Source organism: Pirellulales bacterium (assembly GCA_019636345.1).
Lineage (GTDB): Bacteria > Planctomycetota > Planctomycetia > Pirellulales > Lacipirellulaceae.
On the sequence record JAHBXQ010000001.1, the window covers coordinates 748,030 to 774,630 of the forward strand.

The window sequence follows — 26,601 nt, forward strand, 5'->3', positions numbered from 1 at the left end:
GCCCCAACTTTCCTTGCAGGAGCTTGAGATCATGAACGATCGCCGCATCGTGACGCCCGCGTGTTGTGTGCCGCGACGGGAGTTTCTGACCCAAGCCGGGCGCAAGGTCGCGGGGATCGGAGCGGCGCTGGCCGTTGGACCGCAGGCGCTCTACGCGGCCGAGGCGACCTCAGCCGCCGCGGGGCCTGCCGTCGCTCCTCAGTCCCCGGTCGCCAAGGCCCCGTCAGCCGAGTCGCTCGTCAAAATCCTCTACGAATCGCTCACCCCCGGCCAAAAGGAACAAGTCTGTTTCGCTTGGGACCACGAGGACGACCAGCGCGCGCTGCTGCGGACCTACGTGAATCCCAACTGGATGATCACCGACCAGGAGATCAACGGCGACTTCTACACGCTCGACCAACGGGCCCTCATCCGCGCCATCGCCGAGGGGCTGCACGACCCGGGCTGGCTCGACAATTTCCACAAACAGCAACGCGACGACAGCGGCAAGTTCGGCAACGACGCCGCGATCGCCGTCTTCGGCACGCCGGGCTCCGGCAAGTTCGAGTTCGTCCTCAGCGGTCGCCACACCACGCTTCGTTGCGACGGCGACTCGGCCGACCACGTCGCCTTCGGCGGGCCGATCTTTTACGGCCACGCGGCCGACGGCTTCGACGAGAAGCCCGACCACCCGGGCAACGTCTTCTGGCCGCAGGCGAAGGAGGCGAACAAGCTGTACGAGATGCTCGACGGCAAGCAGCGCAAACTGGCGCTCGTCACGACGGCGCCCTACGAGGGAGCCGTCGAATTCCGCGGCGACAAGCGGGGCTTCGACGGCATTCCGATCTCCGAACTGTCGGGCGACCAGCAGGCGCACGTCCAGCAGGTTCTGCAGAAACTCGTCGAACCGTATCGGCAGAGCGATCGCGACGAAGCGATCGCATGCCTCAAGAAGCAAGGGGGTCTCGCGGCGTGCCATCTTGCCTTCTACAAGGAAGACGACATCGGCGACGACGGCGTCTGGGACATCTGGCGCCTCGAAGGCCCCAGCTTCGTCTGGCACTACCGCGGCGCCCCGCACGTCCACGTCTGGGTGAACGTGGCGGACGATCCGGGGGTGGAACTCAACGCGTGAGGCGGTGAGGCCCCGGCGCCGTTCCGCCCGCGAAGCAAGTCGCCCCGCCTCAACAGAAAGCCCGGCAGGATCTCGTCGTCGGCCAACGCCGCAAGTATGATGGGCGTTTTCCACATCGCCGTTATGCAGCGGAATCCTCGCCATGCCCGTGCCGTACCCTGCGTCGTTGTCTCGTCGTTCGCTCCTCCGTTCCGCTGCCGCGACCGCGGCGGCGACGTCGCTCCCCGCGTGGTTTCTTGAAGGCGCCGTGGCTCAGGAAGCGGCGCCCGTGAAAAGCCCCAACGCGCGGCCGCGGGTCGCGCTGATCGGTTGCGGCGGGATGGGGTCGTATGACGCGACCCTTGCCCAGAGGTTCGGCGACATTGTCGCGGTCTGCGACGTCGACGCGGGTCGCGCCGCCGAAGCCCGCGCGAAGTTCAATTCCGCCGAGGTCTTCTACGACTTTCGCAAGGTCTGCGAGTCCCCCAAGATCGACGTCATCGTCAACGGCACTCCCGACCATTGGCATACGCTCGTCAACCTGCGGGCGCTCGCGGCCGGCAAGGACGTGTACGCCGAGAAGCCGCTCACGCTGACCATCGACGAAGGCAAACGGCTTGTCGCGGCGGTCAAGGCCGGCGACCGCATCCTGCAGACCGGCAGCCAGCAGCGCAGCGACCGCAACTTCCGCTTCGCGTGCGAGTTGGTCCGCAACGGTCGGCTGGGCAAAATCACGCGAGTGCAGACCTGGCTCCCCGAAGGCTTGCGCGGCGGGCCGTTCGTCGAGCGACCGGCGCCGCAGGAGCTCAACTGGGACTTCTGGCAGGGCCAGACCGCGGCCCGCTCGTACGTCCCCGAGCGATGCCATCGCACGTTCCGGTACTGGTGGGATTACTCGGGGGGGACCGTCACCGATTGGGGCGCCCATCACAACGACATCGCCCTCTGGGGCCTGGGCCGCGACGGCAGCGGGCCGTCCGCCGTCGAAGGACAAGGACTCGTCGAGACCGTCCCCGGCGGCTACACGGCGCCCAACGCCTACCGCATTCGCTACGCCTACGACGACGGCGTCGAGCACATCTGCCAGTCGACCTCCGCCAACAGTTGGGGCGGGGCGGTCGTCGGCAAACCGAAGGAGGGCGAACGCTACCACGGGGTCATGTTCGAGGGCGCCGACGGCTGGCTCTTCGTCACCCGCGACGGCAAGCTCGAAGCGAGCGATCCCGAGCTGCTCGTCGCCCCGCTCCCGTCCGACGCTGTGCGACTTTACGCGAGCGACGATCACATGGCGAACTTCTTCGAGTGCGTCGCCACGCGCAAGCAGCCGATCTGCCCCGCGGAGGTCGGCCATCGCTCGGTGTCGCTGTGCCACTTGGGAACAATCGCGATCCGACTGGGCCGCAAGCTGCAGTGGGATCCCGTGGCCGAGGACTTCGTCGGCGACAAAGAAGCCTCGGGCATGCTCGTGCGCGAGATGCGCAAGCCGTACGATTACGACATGTGAACGTGAATTGCGCGACGCATGCCACAGCGTCCGTCAAAGAGTTGATTCGGCAGTGACCGCCAGATCGCTGCCCTGCCAAGCCCGGGAGAAATGTGCCGACGATGTTATTGCGAACTGCGAGTGCGGGGTTGTGTTTGCTGTTGGCCGCGGGATGTTCGGGGAAGGATTCTGCCGGCGGAGGAGATTCGCCCGAGAAACTCTCGTCGAGCGCCGCAGCGACGACCGAGTCGGCGGAAGCGGCCCAATCGACCGCCGCGGGCGAACCGCTGCCGCTTGCCGAGGTGCTGGCGAGCGTCGACTTCGCCAAGTTCAAGTTCCCCGCGGAGGCGACGCGCACCGAGACCCGCGCGACCTCGGCCTTCTTCAGCATCGCCTCGCAAGGTGCTGAGCAGACACAGGCGATCGTCGCCGATTTGCGAGCCCAGCTTGCCGCCGCCGGGTGGAAGGAACTTCCCGCGAGCGACCCCGTGGTCGGCGACTGGGGATGCCAGTTGTTCTCGGCCAAGCGCGGGGTGATCCTGCAAACCAGCGTCGGAGTCAGTCGCGGCGCTGCCGACGGCGACGAGCTCAACGCGACGCTGTTGCTCGTCGGCTGCGTCGACGCCCGCGATCTTCCCCGCCCCGAGCCGCGGTCCGAGCAGTCGGCTCTCCCGTCGATGGTCTTGTATACGACCAAGATCGACCTGAAGCAGCTTCGCGAGTTCTACGCGCGCGAGCTGGCTGCACTCGGCTGGACCGAGTGCGAATACAAAGAAGTCCCGGGGGTCGAACTCCCCCCTGCGGTCGTCGAGCGGAGCCAGTCGTTTCTCAAGCGAAGCAGTCGGCTGACGATGAACTACTTTCCCCCCGACCCCGCCGACGCCGCGGCGGAGACCCGCGTGTTCGCCCAGGCGACGGTCGTGAAGATCGAACTGCCGATCATTCCCGACGCCCGGCTGGTGCAGTTCGCGGACGATCCGCCGTACTTGTACTACTATTGCCCGCAGGATCCCCCGGAGATTGAGTCGTTCTACCACGAGCGCCTCGCCGCGGCGGGGTACGAGCTGGAACCCGTGAAGCCCGCTCCGAGCGAGAAGGATGACGAGTCGAGCAAGATCTCGTGGCTGGCGACCCCGGCGACGGGCGACCCGTTGCTGGTCGAGTTCCTCGATCTCGGCAAGCACTCGGTCGTGCAGATCAAGAAGAAGTGAACGCCGCGCGGAGCGGGGCTCCGACCGGCCGCGTTTCCACGCTCTCGTCAAGTATTCTCGCATCGAGCTGACGCATGACACGTCGTTCCCGTCGTCGGTTGGCACTCATCTGCCTCTGCGTGTTGCCTCTCGGCGCCGCGACTCCGGCCCGGGCGGAGCAGCTCCCCCGCTCGACGCCCGAGGAGCAAGGGATCGCCGGCGCGGCGATCCTGGAGTTCGTCGAGGAACTCGACAAGTTCGACCAACTCAACAGCCTGATGTTGCTGCGGCACGGTCGCGTCGTCGCCGAGGGGTGGTGGAGGCCGTACGAACCGCAGCATCCGCACACGCTCTACTCGCTGTCGAAGAGCTTCACCTCGACCGCCGTCGGTCTGGCGATCGCCGAGGGAGAGCTTTCGCTTGACGACCCGGTGCTCGACTTCTTCCCCGGCTGGGGACCCGCGCGGCCGAGCGACAATCTCAAAGCGATGCGGGTCCGCGACTTGCTCAACATGAACGCCGGCCAGCATGCCGAGGACGTCGCGACGATCCGATTCGACCTTAAGGAGTCGCAGGTGAAGGCGTTTTTGAATCTGCCGGTCCCCCACAAGCCGGGGACCCACTTCGTGTACAACACGCCCGCTTCGTACGTCTGCTCGGCGATCGTGAATCGCGCGACCGGGCAGTCAGTGAACGAGTATCTGCAGACTCGGCTCTACGAACCGTTGGGGATCGAGCGCCCCCGGTGGGAAAGCACGGCCGAGGGGGTCAGCCAGGGCGGGTTCGGGCTCCATCTCAAGACCGAGGACATCGCCAAGTTCGGCCAGTTGCTGCTGCAGCGCGGGCGGTGGGGAGAGGGAGACGACGCTCGGCAAATCGTCCCGGCCGAGTGGATCGACCTGGCGACCAGCCGACAGACCTCCAACGGCAGCAACCCGGCGAGCGATTGGGATCAAGGGTACGGTTATCAGTTCTGGCGCTGTCAGCCGCGGGGCGTTTACCGCGGCGACGGGGCGTTCGGGCAGTACTGCATCGTCATGCCCGAGCAGGACGCCGTGCTCGCGATGACCGGCGGCACGGGCGACATGCAGGGCGTCATGAACGTCGTTTGGCGAACCCTGGCGCCGGCGTTGTCCGCTGCAGAGCCGCTCCCCGCCGACGAAGACGCCGGGCGCCGTCTTGCCGAGCGGCTCGCCGGACTTGTCGTCCCGACGCCTGACGGCGAGCCGACCTCGCCGCGGGCTGAGGAATTCGCCGGCAAGACCTTCAAGTTCGCCCCGAACGTGCGGCAAGTCGAATCGATTCGCTTCAACTTCGCTGAAGCGGGGTCGACGATCGCTCTGCGGGCCAAGGGGCGCGACTATGCGATCGCCTGCGCGGGCGACACGTGGGGCGAGAGCGCCGTGTGGCCGCGACTGGCCGTCGACCTCCGCGGTTCCAGCGAAGACTCTCCGGCCGCGGGCGCCGGCGCGTGGACGAGCCCGAACGTCTACTTCGCCAAGATCGTGCAGTACGAAACGCCGTACTACCAGACGCTGCGCTGCGAATTCCTGGCCGGCGAATTCCTGGCCGGCGAAGTCGTGCTGACGATGGCCGACAACGTGGCGTTCTGGGAGAACAAACCGACGACGCTCGTCGGCAAGATCGAGTGATTCGCCGGGCTGTTCGCGACGCAGGCGATCGAACGACGAGTCACTGTGCGCTGGTGATCACGCCGAGCAGTTCCTCCTTGATGCGGCCCAATTGGTCCGCGTCGGTCGCCTTCCGTTCCTCGCGGTCGGTCACGTAGAACACGTCGACCACTTGATCCAGATAGGTGCCGATCTTGGCGTGGCGGATCGTCAAGTCAAGGTCGTGCAGCTTGCGCGCCAGATCGTAAAGCAGGCCCAGCCGGTCGAAGGTGAAGACCTCGACGATCGTGCACTCGGCCGAGGTGGTCGTGTCGATTCGAACTTGCGACGGCAACTGCGTGAGCTTGGCGGTCTGCTCGGCTCGATCGCGGCCCCACACTTGGCGAAACTTGGGAGGCTCGTGTCGGTCGACCGAGCCGGCCATCAGGCGGGCGATCTCGTCGAGCCGCTCCAAGGGCGTGCCGTCGGGGTAATCGGGATCGGTCGCCACGTACCTCAAGACCAAGAGTTCGCCCGGCAGCGTTTCGCTGTCGGCGGCAAGGATCTGCAGCCCGCGGCTCGACAACGCGCCGGCCATGCCCGAGAAGGCGCCTCGCCCCGGCCCTTGGTCGACCCCCGCGAGGAACTCGACCGTCTTCGTCCCGGGCTGATTCGCCCCCCAGGCGACCGCGCCGCGGGCCGCCAGTTGCCGAAACCGACGCAACGCGTCGGCCAGCGCCCGCGGTTCGCACGCGGCCAACAGCCCCTGCGGCAGGGAGTCGGCTTGGTGGGCGTACCACGGGTCGTTCCGCTCGGCGTCGGTCAAGCTGCGCAGAACTTGCCGGCGGCGCTCGGCAAGGCCGACGTGGTCGGTGCCGGTCACCCCGATGCCCAACTCCGCGAGCGTACGGTGATAGAGCCCGACCAGCACTTCGACCTTCCAATCGGTGAGCACATCGGGTCCCACGGCCGCAAGGTCGGCGCAGGTGAGCACGAACAGCATCCGCGCGCGTTGGCTTGTTCGCACCAAGTCGGCGAACTCGGCAAGAAGCTTGGCGTCGCTCGTATCGCGACGAAACGCCAAGTGGGACATCGCCAAGTGCCGCAGCACGAGAAACTCCAGGTCGTCGACGTCGGCTGCGAGGAGCCCCAACCGGACGCCGGTCTCGCGGGCAAGCTGTCCGCCGATCTCGCTGTGATCCCCTTCGCGCCCCTTGCCCAGATCATGCAGCAGCAGCGCGAGATGGAGAATGCGTTTGTTCTTGATTGCGCGGTAGGCGTCCCCCAACGGGCCGGGCTGATTGGCGAACTCCGCCGCGCGCCGCACCGCCAGCAGGCAGTGCTCGTCGACCGTGTACTTGTGATACTGGTTGAACTGCAGCAGGCACCGCGCGTGCTTCATCGCCGGGATGATCCGCTCCAGATAACCAAGTTCGTGCAGCCGCGCGAGCACGTCCCCGACGAGCGCCGGGTCGGGCAAGATCGCCAAGAACCGCTGCGCCGCCGCGGAGGACAGATCCTCGCTGCACTCGGGGGCGCCCAGCAGCAGGGCGCTCCACACGCCCTGATCGAACGGCTTCTTCTCGCGGACCGACAACTCGACCAGTTCAATCGCCGCGTCGAGATTGCCGCGGATCCGCGACAACCCCGCGGGGGTCGCGGAGATCGACGACACCCCGACCTTGACGTCCCCCGCGACGGTCCGGCCCAGCACGGGGTCGAGCACGCGCGAGACCGTCGACGCGGTCGCCGCGGCCACGCGTCGCCGCACGAGCTGCCACAAGTGGTTCGTGTGGCGAAAGTAATCGCGCATGAACTGCTCGACCGGCAGCAGCCCCTCGCCCCCGCGGTAGCCGAACTTCTCCGCGATCCGCAGTTGCTCGGCCCGGTCGAGCAGGTCCTTGGCCGTGCCGGCGTGAAAGTGCATCTCGTTCCGCAGCCGCAGCAGCAGCGATTGAGCCGACTGGTACCGGCGATGTTCCAGCTTCGAGAGGGCCCCCATCATGAACAGCCGGTCGGGGTCCGACTCGCCGCTGTCGATGAAACCGAACCAGCGGACGAGATGGAGATCGCGCAGCCCTCCCCGCGAGCGTTTCACGTGGGGCTCGAGCTGGTAGACGCTTTCCCCGTACTGATCGCGCTCGGCGTTCCGCGCCGCTTCGAGGGACCGGGCGACGGCCTTGGCCCGTCGGCGAACCATCCGGGAGAACGTTTCGCGAAACTGGTCGAACAGCGGTTGGTTGCCCGAGAGGAGCCGCGCGTCGATCAGCGACGAACAAACGACCGCATCCTCGCGAGCCATCTGCACCGCTTCGGCCGGGGTGCGCACGCTGTGCCCCAGTTGGAGTCCCGTGTCGTAAATCGCCTGAGTGAACTCGCGCACCAGCGGCGCGAGCGGGACGCCCCCGGGGGAGTGCAGCACCATAAGATCGACGTCGGAATAGGGCGCCGCCTGTCGCCGACCGTGGCTGCCGAGTTCCACGAGGGCCACCCGCGTGCGGACCTCGCCGTACTGCGTCTCGAACGAGTCGACGGCCGCGAGAAAGAGCTTCTGCAGCACCCCGTCGATGAGCGACGCAAGCCGGGCGCACACCTGAATCGAGTCGAGCCCCCGATCGTGCAACTCGGCGATCCGTTGCCGCCCCGCGACCAGTTCCTCGCGAGCCGACTGGATAAGCTCGGCTCGTGAGGAATCAGCGGCGGACATGATGCGAGCTGTCAATCACGAAGCGGCTTGCGAGAAGACGATCACGAAGCACGGAGCACGCAGGCGGTGCGGTTCGGCCGATCCCAGGCAGGAGGACCACACGTCGCCTGAACGAGACATAACGTCAGGGCGGCAGCGTTTCGCCAACCCGTTTCCCGGGCTCTGTCTCATCCCCTACAACGCCTCGTTCCCCGTCTCTCCGGTGCGGATGCGAATCGTGTCGACCAGATCGGAAACGAAGATCTTGCCGTCGCCGATCTGACCCGTCTGGGCGTTCTTGATGATCGTGTCGATGACCGCCTGCAGGCGATCCTCGCTGACGGCGACCTCGAGCTTCACCTTGGGGACGAAGTCGACCGCGTATTCGGTGCCGCGGTAAGTCTCGGTGTGCCCCTTCTGGCGCCCGAAGCCGCGGACTTCGGTGATCGTCATCCCCGCGACGCCGGCTTCGCTGAGGGCGTTCTTGACGTCTTCAAGCTTGTAGTGGCGGACGATGGCTTCGATTTTTTTCATGACAATCAATTCCTCGGGATAATGACCGAACGCCATGGCGCCGCCGGGAGCGCCTCCGCTGAACGTCAAGTTACCGGGCCGGCGTCGCGGCGGCTAGTGGAGCGACGAGGGGACCGGGGGAGCGGAGCGCCCCCGCGTCGCCCTGTCAGGCTTCCCTCACGCATAAATGTAGCCTTCCTCGCCGTGCTCGATGAGGTCGAGCCCGCGGCGTTCGTCCTGCTCGCTTACCCGCAGGCCGACCATTGCGTCGACAAGTTTGAGAATGACGAACGTCGCCACGAGACTGAAGACGATCGTTACGCCCACGGCCACGACTTGGCCGATCAACAGCCGCGTCCCGCCCCCCTCGACCAGCCCCAGCTTGTTGCCGGCGTCGATGTCCCAGCAGGCGCGCGTGGCGAAGACGCCGGTGAGGATCGCCCCCAACGTCCCGCCGACGCCGTGCACGCCGAAGGCGTCCAGCGCGTCGTCGTAGCCGAACCGCCCCTTGAGCTTGCCGCACGCCAGGGCGCAGATCGCTCCGGCGGCGAATCCCATGGCGAGCGCGGGCATCGGGTTGACGAACCCCGCTGCCGGCGTGATGCACACCAATCCCGCGACGGCGCCCGACGCGGCGCCCAGCACGCTCGGCTTGCCGTTGTGGAGCCACTCGTACGCCGACCATCCCAGCACGCCGGCCGCGGCCGAGAAATGGGTCACGGCGAACGCGCTCGACGCGAGATGATCGCTGAGCAGTTCGCTTCCCGCGTTGAATCCGAACCATCCGACCCACAGCATTCCCGCGCCCAGCACGGTGTAGGTGAGATTATGGGGCCGCATGTCCTCGTGCCCGAACCCGCCGCGGCGTCCGATGATCAGGGCGCACAGCAAGGCCGAGATTCCCGAACTGATGTGAACGACCGTCCCCCCGGCGAAATCGAGGGCCCCCCCGGCCCAGGAGTTTCCTTCGCCGGCTTCGATGGCGGCGGTCGTGTCGAACGCCAGAATTCCCCCGTCCCACACCCAGTGGCACAGCGGGCAGTAGACGATCGTCCCCCACAGGATGCTGAACAGCACCATCGCTTTGAACTTCATCCGCTCGGCGAACGCCCCGCAGATCAAGGCGGGCGTGATGATGAAGAACATCCCCTGGAACAGCATGTGGCAGTACATCGGGATCGGAGTCCCGTCCACGTCGTACGTCGGTTCCTTCGGTTCGCCCGCCGATTCGTCCCAGGTCCGCTCAACCCCCTTCATAAACAGGTATTCGCCGTTGCCGACGTAGGGTTCGTCGCCGCCGAACGCGAGGGAGTAGCCGTACAAGGCCCACAGCACGGTCATCAGGCCCATGAGGAACAGGCACTGCATCATGACGCTCAACACGTTCTTCTTTCGGACCAAGCCGCCGTAGAACATGGCCAAGCCCGGCGCCGTCATAAACAGCACCAGCGCACTGCTGGTGAGCATCCAGGCCGTGTTGCCGGCCAGCAAGGCGGCGTCGGCGGTCTCGGCGACCGCAGCGAGATCGACGACCGGTTCGCCCTCTTGTCCGAAAGCCGTCGGGGCGAGGAACGTGACCGCGATGCCGGCGACAGTCGCGGCAACGGCGCGCGTAAGGAGAGTCGACATGACATGACCGCCTTGCTGTAGTGTTGATCCCAATCCGGGAACGCCCGGTCCGCGACTGGGTGTAGGATAGAAATGCAACTGCGCGGCGTAAAGGAGAAGTTATGAGCCGTTCGCCGGGCAAGCGTCCCGCCCAGGCGGCGCAGGGCCCGTCGAGTCGCCTGCTCAGGGGGTCGGCTTCGCCCACGGCACGTCAGGGGTCCCGTCTGCGGCGTTGGCCGCACGGGCGAGAACGAACAGATAATCGCTGATGCGGTTCAAGTATTGAACCGTCAGGGGTCGGACGGGAGCCTCGGCGGCGAGCGCAACGACCCCTCGCTCGGCCCGCCGGCAGACGCACCGGGCCGCGTGAAGAGCGGCTGCTTGGGGAGTTCCTCCCGGCAGGATGAAGGTCTTCAGCGGGGCGAGCCCCGACTCGAACTCGTCGATCTCGCGCTCGATTCGCGCGACGACCTCTTCGCCCAACAGCGGCAAACCCGTTGCGTCGGGAGCGGCCAGTTCCGAGCCGAGACAGAACAGTTCGTGCTGCAGCCGCTCGACCGCCGCGTCGAGGGGCGCCGGCAACGTCGCCGCTCGGGCCACGCCGAGAAAGGCGTTCAGCTCGTCGAGCGTGCCGTAGGCCTCGAGTCGCGGGTCGCACTTGCGGACCTTTCGCCCGCCGAACAGCGAGGTCTCGCCCGTGTCGCCCTGGCGCGTGTAGATCTTCATCGGGGATTCTCACAGGAATGCGAAAGCGCGGCGATCAAAGGGGGACAGGGAGTCGTGCTTCCCTGTCCCGCGCTCCAGGCAAGCTGAGGACAAACGACGACTCCCCTTGCCCAGTGATCGGTCGTTCCAAATGTAACGATCGTACGGCTGAGGGCGAGGGTCGCAGTTCTGCGGGATCCGTGCCACGGGGGGGATGGAGGGCTCGTCACGGGGAGGCGCATGAGGGAACGGGGAGTCTTTGTCGGCGTTCCCGGCGTCGAAAGCCAAGTCATCAGTGGGAAAACGACGCACGCCCCGCGTTGAGGGGTCCCGCTTGGCCCGTCGGCGGGTTTGCGGATTAGGCAATCCGGGGAGTTTTGCGAGTTGCCCGTCGCTGGGGCGATGACGACAATGTAGGCTTACCGTGCCTCGCCCGATGCGAGCCGCTCCCGCGGCGCCTCGGGCCAGGGAGGACACGACGGCTGCGGCGCTCCGCTGACGCCGTCCCTGTCTGTTTCAGTCGTTCAAACACCCGTAATGAACAGCCGACCGCCGCCGCTGGCGGTCCTGGTTTCGCCTCCAATCGTCGCGAAGAAGGAGCCCTCGATGGTTCGCGTGATTCTTGTCGTCGTCCTTGCCTGGGGTTGCTGGTCGGCCGAACGGATCCTGGCCGCCCCGGCCGGCGTCAACGACGCCTCGGGCCCCGGACCGGCCCGCACAGCCCAAGCGACCGACGCCCCTCCCGTCGACGCCGTCCCAGCGGAGCCCCCGGCGCTCGTCGCCGAAGCTGAGAAGCCCGCCGACTCGAAGGAAGCAGGCGAGGCGAAGGAGGCAAAGGAATCGTCCGACGACAAGAAGTCGGAGGAAGAGTCTGACAAGAAGTCGAGCGCCGCCGGCGATGAGAAGGCCGACAAACCGAAAGAAGACAAGGCGCCTGCCAAGGAGGAAAAGCCCGAGGCCAAGAAGCCCGAGCCCCACAAGGTCGAGACGAAAAAGCTCACGATCGAGATGGAGGTCGAGGGGGCGTTCGTCGCCAGCGAGATGACCGAGGTCCCGCTCCGACCGAAGAAGTGGAGCAAGTTCGAGATCGTCGAGGCGAAGCCCCACGGCGTCAAGGTTCGCAAAGGGGACGTGCTCGTCAAATTCGACGACGAGGATCTGGAGAAGGCGATCGCCGACGCGTCGCTCGATCAGCGGCTCGGCGAGCTCACGATGATGGAGACCGAGGAGCAATTTCCCCGGCTCGAGAAGGCGGTCGATCTGAATTTCACCCAAGCGAAGCGCAACTACGACCAGTTCGTCGAGGAGTTCAAGCGGTTCAAGGAAACGATGCGCCCCTTGTCCGAGAAGATGGCCAAGTACAATCTCAAATCGGCCGAGCAGTATCTCCAGAACGCCGAGGAGGAGCTCAAGCAACTGCGCCAAATGTACGAGGCCGACGAGTTGACTGAGGAGACCGAGGAAATCGTGCTCAAGCGGCAGGAGTTCGAGGTCGAGTACGCCAAATTTTACGTCGAGTACTCGCGGATCAACCACGACTACACGATGAACGTCGCAATCCCGCGGCGGCAGGAAGCGCTCGAACTCGGGCTCGAGGAGGCGACCCTCTCGTTCGATCATGCCAAGACGATCAAGTCGGTCTCGCTTCCCCGAGAGCGATACAAGTTGGAACAACTGCGCGAGGCGCGAGCCAAGAGCGTCGCCGAGCACGCCAAGCTGCTGTCCGATCGCGATCTCATGACGTTGCGGGCCCCGGTCGACGGCATCGTGTACTACGGTCGCTGCGTCGACGGGCGGTGGGCCGAGATCGGCAGCTACAAGTCCAAGCTGCAGCCTCACGGCACGGCGAGCCCCAACTCGGTGCCGTTCACGATCGTCTCGCCCGATTCGCTGTACATGCTGACGTCGATCGGCGAGAAGGACTTTCCGTCGATCTCCGTCGGGCAGTCGGGAACCGCCTCGCCGGTGGCTGATCCCGAGGTCGAGCTGCCCGCCAAGGTCCGATCCGTCGAGGCGGCGCCCGGCGCGGGGAACAAGTTTGCCGTCGAACTGGAACTGGACTGCGACAAGTCGCCCGAGTGGCTGCTGCCCGGCATGTCGTGCAAGGCGAAGTTCACGACCTATGTCGCCGAGGACGCGATCGTCATCCCGGCCGATCTGGTTCGCACCGACGACGACAATCCCAAACTGAAGTACGTGATGGTCGTCGAAAAGTCCGAGGACGACGAGGACAAGCCGGTCCGTCGCGAGATCAAGCTGGGCAAGACCAAGGGCAAGGAGGTCGAAGTGCTCAAGGGGCTCAAGGCGGGGGATTTGATTTCTAAGGAGCCCCCGAAGAAAGATTAATTGCCGCCTAGTCCGGGGCGTCGATCGGCATGGTCATGCCGCCTTGGTCGCCGGGTCTCGTTCTTCGTCGTACAGCCACGGTTTCACGGACGACCGCCATGTTCAGACTAAGCTTCGCCGCCGTTCGTCGTCTCGCAGGGGCCGTCGTCGCGTCGTGGGCGACGGTCTGGTCGATCGGGGCGTGCGGGTTGCGGGCCGAAGAATCAGGCGCCTCGGTCGCCGAAGCCCCGGTCGACTCGACCGATAACGCGACCGCCCCGAAGTTCCCCTACCCGCTGGCCCTGGAAGGTCCCGCCCCCCTGCCGATTACGCCCCCGACGCGGGAGTCGATCAACGGGTCGATCGAACGCGGCGTCGCGTTTCTCGTCGAGTCCCAAAACCCCGACGGTTCGTGGGGCAGCGCTCGGAAGACCAAGTCGCTGAACATCTACGCCCCCGTCCCCGGTTCGCACCAGGCGTTTCGCCAGGGGGTGACCGCGTTGGCGATCGTCGCGCTCTGCGAGGCGCGCCCCGGCCTGCCGGCCGAGTTGCACGAGCGAGTCGACGCCGCGTTGGCCAAGGCCGAACCGTGGCTGCTGGCAAGCGGAGAGCGTCTGCGCCGCGCCGAGACCGACGCCCTGTACAACGTCTGGGGCCATGCCTACGCCATCCACGCGGCCCAGCGGCTCCATCAGGACGCAGCCGGCGACGCCGAGCGACAAGCAAAACTGGTCGAGCTTTGCCGCGGGCAGGTCGACAAGCTCCGACGCTACGAGTTCATCAACGGCGGTTGGAGCTACTACGACTTCGACGGTCGCACTCAGCGTCCCAGCAGCAGCCCCATGAGCTTCACCACGGCCACGGTCCTGGTGGCGCTCAAAGACGCCGAGAAGCTCGGGGTCGAGTTCCCGCAGGAACTTGCCAAGAAGGCGGTCGAGTCGCTCCTGCGGCAGCGGTATCCCGACTTCAGCTTCGCCTACGGCGAGTACCTGCGGATGCGCCCGCGGATGGGCATCAACACGCCGCCGGGAAGCTTGGGCCGGTCGCAGGCGTGCAACCTGGCGCTGCGGTTGTGGGGCGACGAGCACGAGACCGACGAGGTGCTCAAGAACTGGCTCGATCGGCTCTACGCCCGCAACGGCTGGCTGAGCATTGGCCGCAAGTTTCCCGTGCCGCACGAATCGCACTTCGGCGTTGCAGGGTATTTCTACTACTACGGCCATTTCTACGCGGCGCTGTGCATCGCCGAACTGCCGGCGAGCGAGCGCCCCTATCACCAAGGTCATCTCGCCCGCCTTCTGCTCCCGTTGCAGGAAGCCGACGGCAGTTGGTGGGATTACCCGCTCTACAACTACCACCAGACCTGGGGCACCGCGATGGCGGTCTCGTCGCTCGTGCGATGTTTGCCGGGCGACGCTGCAAATGAAACGCAGTCCGCGACAGGCGACGCGCCGTCGGCGGGTTAGGCGCTGTGCTCGACCCGAGCCGTCGGCGCTAGATGCGGGCGATCCTCAAGCGGATTTCCTGCATGTCGGGCGCTCGATCGCACGACTTCTCCGGCTTGGCCGATTCTGCGGGTTGTTCAGCCCGCTTCGCCGCGATTGCTCCGGGCCTTGTCTTCGCCCCACACCCGGACTGCGGTTCGCGACCTACGTTTTCTTGTGGACGCAAGTTGCACGGCGACTTGCGTTCGCGGATTGCGTGCCAGCCCTCCTGGTTCGCGGTTCCGACTTGCACAGACGACGCTCCCCTGGCCGCCCCCCCGGCTTCATGCTCCCGACGCAAGCTCCCGGCACGCCTCCCAAGACTGACCCCGCATCACGAATGCTCGCTTGCAGCAACGAGTACGCCGATGGGCTTTCTCAAACAGTTCTTTAGCAACGTCTTCCAGGAAGAGTCGCCGGGAGTCGTCGCTCCGGACAGCAGTTTCGAACTGCTTACCGAAGCCGAACTCGAAGGGCACCTGGGAGTCTCGCGGTACGGCAGCTTCGTGTTGACCGACGCCGTGCGACCCTCGTACGGGCTGGAAGTCGTCCCCTCGGCCGGGTTCCGCCACGACGTCTACCGCGACGAATCGTCGAAGCGGGACGTTCCCGTGCTGATGGCCGCGGCTTCGCGCGACGAGTTGTTCGACGTGTTCATGGAGTTGCTCGCGCCGTTGGGGCCTGAGGTGGACGTGGTGCTCGAATCGAGCCACGACTACGGACGCTCCGGCCGCCAGGAGAGCTACCGCGAACACATCGATATGCCGATCTTGCAGAGCATCCTCTACGACTTCGAGGACTTGCTGGTCAACGACGGCTGCACGGGGATCGCGGTGCTCAATCCGAGCCGGCCTCAAGAAGTGCAGTTCGACGAGCACAAGTTGCTGATCGTCTACGGCGCCGACCTGACCGAGTACGAACGAGCGCTGATCGACGGCGGCCTGTATTGTCGCGAGGAGATGCGGTTCATCACCGAGGCCGAGCACGTCCACTCGACGACGGAAGAGTACATCGAGCAGTTTGAGGCGTTGAAGATGCGGCTGGGCATGGACGCCGGGTACTGATCCGCCCCCGATCGAATCAAACTGCCGCACCTGCCACTTGGCTGCGGCTTGCAACCGCCAGGCCGGCGATTCGGACGAATCGCCGGCCTGACTTTTTGCGCCGGGCGTCGCCGACGGCGAGGCCGGGCTTGCTAGCGGCGCCGGCGTTGCGACGCCCACCCGGCCTTGTCCGCTAGCGGCGAATTCGGGATGATCCGCGGCCTTTGTCCCGCGGCGCCCTCGCCTTGAGGCGCGTTTCCGCGGCATCAGCTCAGCCCCGCGGCGTTTGCGCGTGATTGTCTTGCCGACCACTTGTCGTCGTCGCCTGTCGGTCGCGGCTTGGTGCGCGCTAGTCGCGGGGTGCCAACAGCCTGCGCTGGGTCCGCAGGCGCCGCCGGTCTATTCCGCGCCTCCTCCCCCGGGGACGATTGCGACCGGGTTGGAGGCGACCCCCGTCGCGACGCTCGGCGACCCGGGCGTCGCCGCGGCAAGCGTCATTCACGTCCCCGTGGTCGATCGCGACTGGGCCTGGGAGCAGATCGTCGACGTGGTCGACGACTACTTCCGCATCGAGCAAGAGCGGCAAGTGCAACTCATCGGCCAAGTGCTCGCCGAGGGCCGGATCGACACGTATCCGCAGGTCGGCGCCACGATCGTCGAGCCTCACCGGCGCGATTCCGTGGGACGCTACAATCGCTGGGAAAGCACGTTCCAGACGATTCGCCGCCGGGCGACGTTGCGCGTCATTCCTGACCAGACCGGGTATCTCGTCGACGTCACGGTCGACAAGGAGTTGGAAGATTTGCCCCAGCCGGAGAGCGCCTCTGCGGGGATGGCGTCGTTCCGCAACGACGACTCGCTCTCCAGCCCCCGTGACGAGACGGTCAGCCGCACGCGGTTGTCTCCCTACTGGATCCCGCTGGGACGCGATCCGGCGCTCGAGCAGCGAATTCTGTCCGAGATCCAAGAGCGACTCACGTCGCCTGCGCCGTGACGGCTCTGGCGCGTTACGTCGTCGGCACGCCGAGTTTGACGATCGGCGCCGCTTCGGCGTCGGACTCGGCGGCGCGATAGACGGGGAGCCGGATCGTGAACGAGGTTCCCTTGCCGACCGCGCTCTCGACGCGGATGCGCCCCTGATGAGCTTCGATGATGTCGCGGCAGGTCGAGAGACCGACGCCCGTCCCCCCCTTGCCGGTGGCGTCGGGGCCGCTCTTGGTCGTGTAATAGCGGTCGAAGATCTTGGGAAGCTGCTCGCGCGGGATCCCGGCGCCGGTGTCGCGCACCACGAGATCGACCAGCCCGGCCGGTTCGTCGACGGAGATTCGCAGCGTCAGTTCGCCGCCGCCGGACATGGCTTGCCGGGCGTTGGTCATCAGGTTCAACAGGACCTGCTGGATCTGATTGCCGATCGCGCGGACCGGAGGAACCTCGGCGAAGTCCTTGTTCACGGCGACGCGGTATTTCATCATCTCGCGTTCCAGGAGCACCAGCGACTCCTCGACGAGCGCCGCGAGATCGGTCGGGCCGAACTCTTCCTTGCGGTTGCGGGCCATTCCCAGGACGCCGTTGGTGATCCGCTCGGCGCGTTGGGCCGCTTTGAGGATTTTGTCGAGCGCCTTGTCGCGCGTCGGTTCGTCCTTGTGCCGCAGGCCGAGCTTGGCGTAGTTGACGATCGTGGTCAGCACGTTGTTGAACTCGTGGGTGGTGGTGCCGACGAGCTCTCCCAGCGCGGCGAGTCGCTGGGCGTGCATGAGCTGCTGCTTGAGCTGGGCGATTTGCTCGGGCAGGCTGGGTGCGGCTTCGGGCATCGTCGGGTTCGACTCCACTGCTAGCTTGTTCAGGTCGCCGCCGCTCGCCCAGGTTGGCCAAGCCGCGAGGTCGCAGGCGCCCTATCTTCGCTGGCCGTTGAGAGTTAACGCGGCAGTTGCCGCGCGAGGCCGCCGACCTGTTTCACTATCGTCGAACCGCGGTGGGCGACTCGAACCGATCGCGTTACAATCTCGCCCCGCGCCGCCCGCTTCGGTCGGCGCAATTCCACGTCGACGACCTCGACCCCACGGACGGCTCCGATGAACAGCCTCAGTTCCTTGCTAGCAGAAGCGATCGATCTTGCCGAGAAGCTCGGCTTCACCGTTCGCCACGAGTTGCTCGACGGCGCCGGGGGGGGGCATTGCATCCTCTCGATGCGCAAACTGTTGCTGCTCGACGTCACGCAGTCGGACGAGGAGCAACTGGCCGACGTCGTCGATGCGCTCCGCGGCGAGATTCAACTGTGGAAGCATCCCGTCTCGCCGCAACTCGCCAGCAGGGTGCAATTGACGCAAGCGGCGTGAGGCGCGGGGAGCGTCGCCATTTGCATTCTTGGAAGGGTGGCTGGGGTCGCAGCGCAGCGGAGCCCCCAGGGGTTTGCTGGGGGCTCACTTCGTTCGACCCCAGGCGCCCTTCAATTTGGCAAATCGTACCACGACCGAGCCGCGGGGAGCGACGCTAAACGGCTCCGTAGAGGCCGCGCTCGGCGATGTACTCGGCGACGGAGTCGGGGACGGTCTCGCGCCACGATTCGCCCGCGGCGATGCGGCGCCGAATCTCGCGACTGGCGATCGGTGCGGGGGGCATCTCCACCAGCGCCCGTTTGATCTCGGCGAGGCGCTTCGACCCGACGTAGGGTGCGACGACCGAGAAGTCGACCGGCGGCTCCCCGGCGCGCGCGACGACCAGCGGCGTCGCGAGTTCGCAAAGCCGAACAGGATCGCGCCACCGGGGGAGATCGGCCAACGCGTCGGCGCCCATCAGCAGGAACAACTCGGCGTCGGGGAGTCGGTCGGCGAGCGTCGCCAACGTGTCGATCGTGTAGCTTGCCCCGCCGCGCTCGATCTCCAGGGTCGACAATTCGAACCGCGGGTCGACGGCGATGGCCGTCGCGACCATCGCGGCGCGCTCGGCGGCCGAAGCGACGGGGCCGATCGGTTTGAGCGGCTGGGCCGCGACGGGGACGAACAGCACGCGATCGAGCCGCCCCTGATCGGCGCAGCACGCCGCCAGCCGCAGATGGCCGTGGTGGACGGGGTCGAAGCTGCCGCCGAAGATTCCCAATCGCATGTCTTGCTCGCTCCTGGCGGCTGTCTTCCTGAGGGCGACTTTCGTATTATCCAACTCTGCCGGGCGGCGGCCAGAGCGTTCTTGCCGTGGGCGCTCGTGCCGACTTGCGATCCGTGCGGTCGGCGCCGCTGTTCCGTCGCCCCCCTTGCCGCCCCGCTTGCCTGAGGACCCCATGAAGGCGTTTGAAGCGACCCAGCGATATTTCCACCGGGCGGCCGACCTGCTCGACATGGCCGACAACATGCGCACGCTTGCGCTGACCGCGAAGCGCGAGGTCCAGGTGCAAGTCCCCATCGAGCGCGACAACGGCCGGATCGAGACCTTCATCGGCTATCGGGTGCAGCACAACAACGCCCGCGGGCCGATGAAGGGGGGGCTGCGGTTCCACCATGAGGTCGATCTCGACGAGGTCCGCAGCTTGGCGATGTTGATGACGCTCAAGACGGCGGTGGTCAACATTCCCTACGGGGGCGCCAAGGGGGGGATCGCCGTCAAGGTGCGCGATCTCAGCCGGCGCGAACTCGAGCGGCTCACCCGCAAGTTCGTCGACGCGATTCACGACATCATCGGCCCCGACGTCGACATCCCGGCCCCCGACATGGGCTCGGACGCCGAGTGCATGGCGTGGATCATGAACCAGTTCGGCAAGTACCACGGTTTCAACCCTGGGGTCGTCACCGGCAAGCCGGTCGAGTTGTACGGCATCCCCGGGCGCGAGGAAGCGACCGGCCGCGGCGTGGGGATCGTCACGATCAAGACGCTCGGTCGGTTGAACCGCAAACCGCACGAGTCGACGTTCGCCGTTCAGGGGTTCGGCAACGTGGGGTCGCACACGGCCAAGTTCCTGCGCGACGCCGAGTGCCGAGTCGTGGCGATCAGCGACGTCAGCGGCGGGTACTACAATCCCAAGGGGCTCGACGTGCTGGCCGCGATGCGCTACTGGACCAAGAACAAGTCGCTGGCCGGCTATCCCGACGCCGAGACGATCACCAACGAGCAGCTTCTGGAACTCGACGTCGACGTGCTGATTCCGGCGGCCTTGGGGGGAGTCATCCATGCCGAGAACGCGGCCAAAGTGAGGGCGCCGATTATCGTGGAAGCGGCCAACGAGCCGATCCGGCCCGAGGCGGACGACCTGCTCGCTGAGCGGGGTGTGGTGATCGTCCCCGACATTCTGGCGAACGCGGGGGGCGTGACGGTCAGTTATTTCGAGTGGGCGCAGAATCGCCAATACTACCGCTGGAACCTCGACCGGGTAAGGCAAGAGCTTGACCGCGTGTTGTCGCAGGCGTTCGAGGCGGTGTGGGACCTCAGCAAGGAACGGAACGTGAGCCTGCGCACCGCGGCGTTCCTGTTGGGGATTCAGCGCGTCGCTCAGGCGTCGGTGTTGGCGGGGATCGTGTAGTGCGAAGGCATTGGTTGGGAACGACCGAATAAAATGGCATAAGCGGCGCAAGACGGGAGGCTTGAATCCCTGTCCGAGCCAGCCGCGTCATTCGCGGCGGCTCGGCAGCGGACGGGGCGACGTCGGACGGGGTGAACGGTTCCCTACGGCGGATGAAAAAAAGTTGGGATCCCAACATTCGCGCGCATCGAGAGCGTCTGGAGCGTATTGCCGGCGTGGCCGGAAGGGACGTCAGCACGGGGATGCGCCCCGGGAGCGGGCGAGGTTCGCCTCATGCGATCGCCGTCGGCGGCGGGACGCGGTTTCTAGAACCTGCCGGTTGCAAGCAATGGCAACGACAGGCGTGCACGGCCGCGCGATCCGCCGACTCCGGCCCGCCGCGAACAAGCACGCCGAACTCCGAGGTCGAACGAGCGACATTATCGCAGAGAGCGTGGCCCAATTTCGTCCGAAAATCAGAAAGATATCGGATTGCGGAAGAGGGGGTGGGCGGCGGAAACTCGTCCTGCTCGACGGGCGTTTGCACGCGACCTGTTCTCACTCCGGGAGGCGAACAATGCGGTTCTTACGGGTGCTGGTTGTCGTCGGTGCGACAGGTCTTGTCGCGGCTTGTCAGGAATGCGCGCCGGGCGCCGAGAATCCGATCATTCATGCCGACGTGCCGGACATGGCGATCATTCGCGTCGGCGAGACGTACTACATGTCGAGCACGACGATGCACATGAGTCCCGGGCTGCCGATCATGACGTCCCGGGACCTCGTCAACTGGCGGCTCGTCGGCTACGCCTACGACAAGCTCGACGACGTCGACGCGCTCAATCTTGAACACGGCAAGACGAGCTACGGCGGCGGCTCGTGGGCCAGCAGCTTGCGCTATCACGACGGCACGTACTACGCGACGACCTTCTCGGGGACCACCGGCAAGACCTACGTCTACACGACCGAGGACATCGAGAAGGGGCCGTGGCGCGCCCGCTCGTTTCGGCCGTCGCTGCACGACCACTCGCTGCTGTTCGACGACGACGGGCGGGCGTACATGCTGTACGGCGCCGGGGACCTGCGGTTGGTCGAGCTCGAGGCCGATCTCTCGGGGATCAAGCCGGGGGGCGTGAACCAGGTCGTCGTCAAGAACGCCGGTCTCGTCGCCGGCAGCAACGTCGGGCTGCCGGCCGAGGGGAGCCAGTTGTTCAAGGTCGACGGCAAGTATTACTTGTTCAACATCACTTGGCCGCGCGGGGGGATGCGGACCGTGCTTGTTCACCGGGCCGACACGATCGCCGGGCCGTACGAGGGCCGGGTCGCGCTGGCGGATCGCGGGATCGCCCAGGGGGGGCTGATCGACACCCCCGCGGGAGACTGGTACGCCTATTTGTTTCAGGATTGCGGCGCGGTGGGGCGGATTCCGTACCTGGTTCCCGTGACGTGGGTCGACGGGTGGCCCGTGCTGGGCGACGAGGGGAAGGCGCCGATGACCTTGCCGCTGCCGGCGAGCCGGGGGCTGGCGCCGGGGATCGTCGACTCGGACGAGTTCGACCGCCGCCCCGGCGCGCGGCCGTTGCCGCTCGTGTGGCAGTGGAACCACAACCCGGTCGACGAGCTGTGGTCGCTCGACCAGCGGCCCGGGTTCCTGCGGCTGACGACGGGGCGCATCGACGCGGAGGTCCTCGCCTGCCGCAACATGCTGACGCAGCGAACGTTCGGACCGACCTGCTCAGGGACGACGGCCCTCGACACGACGCACATGACCCAGGGAGACGTCGCCGGGCTGATCCTGCTGCAAAAGAACTACGGCTTCGCGGGCGTGCGGTGCGACGGCGCGACGAAGCGGATTGTGATGCTCAACGCCTCGACGGGCGAGCCGATCGAGGCGGAGTCGATCCCGCTCGATCAGCCGGTCGTCTACCTGCGGGCGGATTGCGACTTCACGGACCGGGCCGACGTTGCGAAGTTCTTGTACAGCCTGGACGGCGACACGTGGACGCCGCTGGGAACGCCGTTGAAGATGAGCTACACGCTCCCCCACTTCATGGGCTACCGCTTCGGGCTATTCCACTATGCGACGGAGGAAGCGGGCGGGAGCGCGGAGTTCGATTGGTTTCGGGTGCGCGGGGAGATTGGGTGGTGAGGAACGTGCGGCAGGCGGCGGAGTTGTCCGACGTCACTGCCCGAGAGTCGTGGGCGATCGCAACCATTCACCCGGGAGCGCAGCGAGCAGGGCGTGGCCTGCCGACTGACGAACCGGACCGTCTCCAACCGTCACGAAATGAACTGCGGCCTTTGTCTCTACTAATCCAAGCGGCATCGAAGCGAGTTCTGGGCCATGCTTGAAATGACTGGCGACAACATCGCAGTACTGGATGACGCAGATTTGCGAAGTCTAGTAGGACTGCTTTGCGAAGCAGAATTGCTCGAGCACGGGCTTCCATCTGCTGCCGTTACGTGGGGCGGAAATCAAAACGCTATTGATGGCGGGATCGATGTACGCGTCAAGAGTGAAGAGGGACAACCTCCGGGCGGGTTCATCCCTAGGAATTATATCGGCTTTCAGGTGAAGAAGAGTGACTTCACTCCTGCGTCAATCGGTCCAGAAATGCGCCCCAAGGGAGGTTTGCGAAAGTCAATTGAGGGCCTAATAGAATTAGCTGGAGCCTACATTATCGCGAGTTCGGGCACAAATGCGTCCGACTCCGCTTTGACTGATCGTATCGATGCCATGAGAGCGGCCGTGGCTGATCACCCAGACCATGGTGACTTGCATCTCGATTTCTACGATCGCAATCGGCTAGCTACATGGACCCGACGCCATCCCGGCATCGTTTTATGGGTTCGGCAGCACATCGGCTACAGCATACCTGGGTGGCAGCCATATGGCTCATGGGCTGTATCGCCGGATGGCGTGGACGATGAGTATCTGCTAGACGACAAGGCTCGCTTGCATGCCGGTATGACTGACGAGAAGGGCGTCGACGTCACGCAGGGCATCAATCAGCTCCGTGGCATTTTGGCCACGCCCCGAAGTGTTGTTCGCCTCGCAGGACTTTCGGGTGTTGGAAAGACTCGTCTTGTGCAGGCGCTCTTCGATGCGCGCGTGGGCAGCAATCCGCTTGCATCAGCAAGGGCGGTCTATGCCGACATGAACGACAATCCATCGCCGCAGCCGACTGCCATGGTCTCGGACCTAGTTGCTTCGCGGATACGTGCTGTAGTCGTGATAGATAACTGTGCACCTGATCTGCATCGCCGCATCACGGAAATTTCTAGGGGGCCGGAAAGTCTTCTCAGCGTCATTACGATCGAATACGACGTACAGGACGACGAGCCGGAAGGAACAGACGTGTTTTGCTTCAAGCCGTCGTCGGGCGAACTAGTGGAAAGACTCCTCGCCCGCCGCTACCCAGCGATGACAGAGCCTGACGTCAAGCGAATCGCGGAATTCTCTGGCGGTAATGCACGCGTTGCATTGGCAATCGCCAACACCTTGGAGCGTCACGAATCTGTTGCGGGCCTTCAAGACGAAGAGTTATTCAGACGGCTTTTTCACCAGCGACAAACCCCTGATAAAAGCCTGCTTCAGGCAGCACAGGCCTGCGCACTCCTCTACTCTTTTCAAGGCGAGGCCCTCAGTGGCGAAGAAGCGGAGTTGCCCAAGATTGCAGCGCTTGCAGGAATGGATGCTCAGCAGTTGTTCGCGAATATTTCGGTGCTAAGGCAACGCGACCTCGTACAGCGCCGCAGCGTGTGGCGCGCCATACTGCCGCATGCAGTTGCGGGCAGGCTTGCGCGAATGGCACTCCGCGAGACTCCGCTTGTAAAAATCGAAACGGCGTTTAATACAGAGCGTCTGATGAAGTCATTTAGTCGCAGGCTTGGGTATTTGCATGACAGTGAAGATGCGGTTCGCATTGCCCAGAGATGGTTGGCGAATGGTGGATTCCTTGATTGCGTTGGTCATTTGTCCAAACTTGGCCTTGCGATGTTCGAAAACATAGCTCCCGTTTCTCCGGAATCAACGCTTATCGCAATTGAGCGTGCTTGGTCCGGGCCGCGAGCCGTCGAATTGCTCACTGCACAAGAACAGCGTGAACGGATTGGATACATACTGCAATCGATAGCCTATGACGAATCGTTGTTCGACCGATGCGTTGCAGTGCTGATACCACTTGCGCTTGCCGAAAAGTCAGACGACCGATCACACCCTCTGCGCGATGCGATCAAATCACTATTTCACGTTGTTCTGTCGGGAACGCATGCCACCATCGAGCAGCGGACTCAAATCGTAGAAGGTCTCCTCGGATCAAAGCTACCTGAGCGACGAGGGCTGGGGCTTCAGCTACTGGAAGCACTTCTTAGATGTGATCGCATCCCGCGGTCTCAACGATATGAATTCGGCGCAAGGGCTCGGGACTACGGATATGCGCCAACAACGCCCGACGAGCACGAGCATTGGTTCACGACAACACTTCAAATGACTCGGCGATTCGTCTCGATAGGCGGTCATGACGTTTCGGTCATTCGGGCAATGGTGGCGGATTCAATTTGGGACCTTTGGTTCCTGGGGGGCATGTTACAGGCGCAGTTTGAGGCATTCGCAGTAGAGGTAGCTACCAATAGCTACTGGGAAGACGGATGGATAGTGGTTCGGTATAAGCTCTCTCGTCTTTCTGACAAGGAAAAGGAAGATATTTCTGGTGTGGCACGTCTTAAGGAATTTGAGCGGCGTCTCCGTCCCTTGAACGTTAGAGAACAAGTTCGGGCCGTCGTCTTAGCGGGTCGTCGTCTCATGATTGACTATGATGAGTCAGTTGACGAAATCGATGATGCAAACAGGCTCAAGGATCTGCACGAAAGGGCATATGTAGTCGCCGAGAAACTCGGCAAGACCGTAGGCGGCGACTTGGCGCTGCTTACGGAGCTATTGCCTGACCTTGTGAGCGGTAGCGGAAAACGCTTGTTTCCTTTCGGAAGAGGGTTGGCGTTGGGCTGCGACGATATTCGTAGAGTATGGGGGCAGCTTACTGCCGCCGTGGCGAACACGGAGGAGAATCAACGCAATCTGTGTGCCCTTGACGGTTTTCTCAACGGGCTCGCTACGATTGATCTGCCCCTTTGCGAAGCTCTATTGGATGAAGCCCTGACCGATCAAACCTTCGGCGTGTGGTTTCCACGCTTGCAATCCTCGATCGCCATTACTCCAGCAGGTGTGGATCGCCTGATTCGTGCCGCAAAGCTCGGAATAGCACAGCCTGACAGCTTCCGGTTTCTCTCATGGGAGCGGACTGCGGAGTCCGTCAGCGCGGGGGATCTGCGTGTTATTATCGAGACTCTTGCCAAACAGAAACTTGGCTACGCGGTCGCAATCGACATGCTTGCAGATCGTTTTCATCCGGGTGCCGACAAGTACAAGGAACATCCGTCGGAACTGATTGACTTAGGTCGCGCGCTGCTATCGTCCCCAGATGTATCAGCCCTCGACAAGACTCGTGATTACTACCTGCAATCTATTGCGAATGTTTGTTTGCGAGGGCCTGACGGATCGACTGCAGCACAAGGGCTTTGTGAGCGAATCAACCAGGAGTTGTCCAATCGCTCGATTCAAGACTACGATTTCGAGCAACTACTGCATTCTGTCTTTGAACTTCAGCCGAGAATTGCCTTGGGCGCATTTCTCGGGAGCGAGTCATCGGCCGATAGCCGCGGTTCTGTTAGGGTTGTTTTCGACTGGTTGCAGCGTGGTGCTCGGAGGAGTCCGTTAGACAGAGTTCCAAGCGATGAATTATTCCGCTGGTGCGATCATGATCCCGCCGTGCGCTACCCGATAGTTGCGATGCTAATTTCGTTCGATAAGTCGAGGCCCGAAGGAGGAGTGGAGTGGACCACGGTAGCGATGGAGATGCTAGAGCGGGCACCAGATCAACTCGCTGTTCTTGAAGCCTTCATAGGGCAGTTTCGATCAAATAGCTGGTCTGGTTCGCTTGCCGCCATTCTCGAATCGAGGTTAGGACTGTTGGATAGCCTTGATCAATTGATTAACCCGGCTATAGAGAAGTTGGTCGCCGATACTCGCCCTAAATTGGAAGAGGAGATTCGTCAATGGAGGGAGTGGGAGGATGCGCGGGTCAGTGAACGAGACGAGCGATTTGAGTAAGCGGGGAAGGAAACGGGGACGCAGCGGGCAGCACCGGTTGTCCTCAAGGGAGTGTGTCAGCAAGAAGGATTTTTCACGCCGTCGCCCCAAACCGGTGCGTAAGCAAGAAGCATTCCCCCCCCAACGGTTGCTCCATACTGGAGCACCGCATAGCAATGGGCGCCCTTGCGGCTGCGCCGCCCAGGTTGAGGACAACCTGGGGTACCCGA

General features: G+C 64.5%; 18 protein-coding genes. 12 read left to right on the plus strand and 6 right to left on the minus strand.

Annotated elements, in window-relative coordinates:
• The first annotated feature begins 31 nt into the window (after positions 1–31).
• The 4 genes from KF688_02895 to KF688_02910 all read left to right on the plus strand — a co-directional run bounded on the left by KF688_02895 (position 32) and on the right by KF688_02910 (position 5,418).
• Positions 32–1,114: a DUF3500 domain-containing protein gene (locus KF688_02895; GenBank protein ID MBX3424605.1), complete on the plus strand. Its 1,083-nt coding sequence runs from the start codon at positions 32–34 to the stop codon at positions 1,112–1,114.
• Positions 1,115–1,256: 142 nt separating this feature from the next.
• Positions 1,257–2,597 (plus strand): Gfo/Idh/MocA family oxidoreductase, encoded by a 1,341-nt coding sequence (locus tag KF688_02900; protein ID MBX3424606.1) that lies wholly within the window; start codon positions 1,257–1,259, stop codon positions 2,595–2,597.
• A gap of 101 nt (positions 2,598–2,698) precedes the next feature.
• Positions 2,699–3,787, plus strand: a complete 1,089-nt coding sequence (locus tag KF688_02905) for a hypothetical protein (GenBank protein MBX3424607.1) — start codon at positions 2,699–2,701, stop codon at positions 3,785–3,787.
• 74 nt (positions 3,788–3,861) lie between these two features.
• Positions 3,862–5,418 carry a beta-lactamase family protein gene (locus KF688_02910; protein MBX3424608.1) on the plus strand — a complete coding sequence of 519 codons (1,557 nt, stop codon included), beginning with the start codon at positions 3,862–3,864 and terminating at the stop codon, positions 5,416–5,418.
• 40 nt (positions 5,419–5,458) lie between these two features.
• Here the strand turns inward: KF688_02910 and KF688_02915 are convergent, their stop codons facing one another.
• From KF688_02915 to KF688_02930, 4 genes are all read right to left on the minus strand, one after another.
• A complete protein-coding gene (locus tag KF688_02915; protein MBX3424609.1) occupies positions 5,459–8,083 on the minus strand; it encodes an HD domain-containing protein in 2,625 nt (874 codons plus the stop codon).
• A gap of 174 nt (positions 8,084–8,257) precedes the next feature.
• Positions 8,258–8,596, minus strand: coding sequence for a P-II family nitrogen regulator (locus tag KF688_02920; protein MBX3424610.1), 339 nt, complete (start codon positions 8,594–8,596; stop codon positions 8,258–8,260).
• Between the two features lie 156 nt (positions 8,597–8,752).
• Positions 8,753–10,066: an ammonium transporter gene (locus KF688_02925; protein ID MBX3424611.1), complete on the minus strand. Its 1,314-nt coding sequence runs from the start codon at positions 10,064–10,066 to the stop codon at positions 8,753–8,755.
• Between the two features lie 300 nt (positions 10,067–10,366).
• A complete protein-coding gene (locus KF688_02930; GenBank protein MBX3424612.1) occupies positions 10,367–10,909 on the minus strand; it encodes a cob(I)yrinic acid a,c-diamide adenosyltransferase in 543 nt (180 codons plus the stop codon).
• Between the two features lie 585 nt (positions 10,910–11,494).
• On the opposite strand from KF688_02930, the gene KF688_02935 reads away from it, so the two are divergent.
• The 4 genes from KF688_02935 to KF688_02950 all read left to right on the plus strand — a co-directional run bounded on the left by KF688_02935 (position 11,495) and on the right by KF688_02950 (position 16,734).
• On the plus strand, positions 11,495–13,234 hold the full coding sequence (locus KF688_02935) for a hypothetical protein (GenBank protein ID MBX3424613.1): 1,740 nt from the start codon (positions 11,495–11,497) through the stop codon (positions 13,232–13,234).
• Positions 13,235–13,332: 98 nt separating this feature from the next.
• Complete coding sequence (locus tag KF688_02940) at positions 13,333–14,679, plus strand: terpene cyclase/mutase family protein (GenBank protein MBX3424614.1); 1,347 nt, start codon at positions 13,333–13,335, stop codon at positions 14,677–14,679.
• Positions 14,680–15,065: 386 nt separating this feature from the next.
• Complete coding sequence (locus KF688_02945) at positions 15,066–15,761, plus strand: hypothetical protein (GenBank protein MBX3424615.1); 696 nt, start codon at positions 15,066–15,068, stop codon at positions 15,759–15,761.
• Between the two features lie 280 nt (positions 15,762–16,041).
• Positions 16,042–16,734, plus strand: a complete 693-nt coding sequence (locus KF688_02950) for a hypothetical protein (protein MBX3424616.1) — start codon at positions 16,042–16,044, stop codon at positions 16,732–16,734.
• A gap of 13 nt (positions 16,735–16,747) precedes the next feature.
• Here the strand turns inward: KF688_02950 and KF688_02955 are convergent, their stop codons facing one another.
• Positions 16,748–17,551: a sensor histidine kinase gene (locus KF688_02955; GenBank protein MBX3424617.1), complete on the minus strand. Its 804-nt coding sequence runs from the start codon at positions 17,549–17,551 to the stop codon at positions 16,748–16,750.
• A 261-nt stretch (positions 17,552–17,812) separates the two neighbouring features.
• Between KF688_02955 and KF688_02960 the strand changes: the two genes are divergently transcribed.
• Positions 17,813–18,076 (plus strand): hypothetical protein, encoded by a 264-nt coding sequence (locus KF688_02960; GenBank protein ID MBX3424618.1) that lies wholly within the window; start codon positions 17,813–17,815, stop codon positions 18,074–18,076.
• 154 nt (positions 18,077–18,230) lie between these two features.
• On the opposite strand, the gene nadD is transcribed toward KF688_02960, so the two are convergent.
• Positions 18,231–18,842, minus strand: a complete 612-nt coding sequence (gene nadD / locus KF688_02965; GenBank protein ID MBX3424619.1) for a nicotinate-nucleotide adenylyltransferase — start codon at positions 18,840–18,842, stop codon at positions 18,231–18,233.
• A gap of 172 nt (positions 18,843–19,014) precedes the next feature.
• Between nadD and KF688_02970 the strand changes: the two genes are divergently transcribed.
• The 3 genes from KF688_02970 to KF688_02980 all read left to right on the plus strand — a co-directional run bounded on the left by KF688_02970 (position 19,015) and on the right by KF688_02980 (position 26,392).
• Positions 19,015–20,247 carry a glutamate dehydrogenase gene (locus KF688_02970; GenBank protein MBX3424620.1) on the plus strand — a complete coding sequence of 411 codons (1,233 nt, stop codon included), beginning with the start codon at positions 19,015–19,017 and terminating at the stop codon, positions 20,245–20,247.
• Between the two features lie 556 nt (positions 20,248–20,803).
• Positions 20,804–22,372, plus strand: coding sequence for a glycoside hydrolase 43 family protein (locus KF688_02975; GenBank protein MBX3424621.1), 1,569 nt, complete (start codon positions 20,804–20,806; stop codon positions 22,370–22,372).
• Positions 22,373–22,567: 195 nt separating this feature from the next.
• Complete coding sequence (locus KF688_02980) at positions 22,568–26,392, plus strand: hypothetical protein (protein MBX3424622.1); 3,825 nt, start codon at positions 22,568–22,570, stop codon at positions 26,390–26,392.
• Positions 26,393–26,601 lie beyond the last annotated feature (209 nt).

Excerpts from the sequence above, each read along its gene's own strand:
- KF688_02895 (MBX3424605.1), top strand. The coding sequence starts at position 32 with ATGAACGATCGCCGCATCGTGACGCCCGCGTGTTGTGTGCCGCGACGG.
- KF688_02900 (MBX3424606.1), top strand. The coding sequence starts at position 1,257 with ATGCCCGTGCCGTACCCTGCGTCGTTGTCTCGTCGTTCGCTCCTCCGT.
- KF688_02905 (MBX3424607.1), top strand. The coding sequence starts at position 2,699 with ATGTTATTGCGAACTGCGAGTGCGGGGTTGTGTTTGCTGTTGGCCGCG.
- KF688_02910 (MBX3424608.1), top strand. The coding sequence starts at position 3,862 with ATGACACGTCGTTCCCGTCGTCGGTTGGCACTCATCTGCCTCTGCGTG.
- KF688_02915 (MBX3424609.1), bottom strand. The coding sequence starts at position 8,083 with ATGTCCGCCGCTGATTCCTCACGAGCCGAGCTTATCCAGTCGGCTCGC.
- KF688_02920 (MBX3424610.1), bottom strand. The coding sequence starts at position 8,596 with ATGAAAAAAATCGAAGCCATCGTCCGCCACTACAAGCTTGAAGACGTC.
- KF688_02930 (MBX3424612.1), bottom strand. The coding sequence starts at position 10,909 with ATGAAGATCTACACGCGCCAGGGCGACACGGGCGAGACCTCGCTGTTC.
- KF688_02935 (MBX3424613.1), top strand. The coding sequence starts at position 11,495 with ATGGTTCGCGTGATTCTTGTCGTCGTCCTTGCCTGGGGTTGCTGGTCG.
- KF688_02940 (MBX3424614.1), top strand. The coding sequence starts at position 13,333 with ATGTTCAGACTAAGCTTCGCCGCCGTTCGTCGTCTCGCAGGGGCCGTC.
- KF688_02945 (MBX3424615.1), top strand. The coding sequence starts at position 15,066 with ATGGGCTTTCTCAAACAGTTCTTTAGCAACGTCTTCCAGGAAGAGTCG.
- KF688_02955 (MBX3424617.1), bottom strand. The coding sequence starts at position 17,551 with ATGCCCGAAGCCGCACCCAGCCTGCCCGAGCAAATCGCCCAGCTCAAG.
- KF688_02960 (MBX3424618.1), top strand. The coding sequence starts at position 17,813 with ATGAACAGCCTCAGTTCCTTGCTAGCAGAAGCGATCGATCTTGCCGAG.
- nadD (MBX3424619.1), bottom strand. The coding sequence starts at position 18,842 with ATGCGATTGGGAATCTTCGGCGGCAGCTTCGACCCCGTCCACCACGGC.
- KF688_02970 (MBX3424620.1), top strand. The coding sequence starts at position 19,015 with ATGAAGGCGTTTGAAGCGACCCAGCGATATTTCCACCGGGCGGCCGAC.
- KF688_02975 (MBX3424621.1), top strand. The coding sequence starts at position 20,804 with ATGCGGTTCTTACGGGTGCTGGTTGTCGTCGGTGCGACAGGTCTTGTC.
- KF688_02980 (MBX3424622.1), top strand. The coding sequence starts at position 22,568 with ATGCTTGAAATGACTGGCGACAACATCGCAGTACTGGATGACGCAGAT.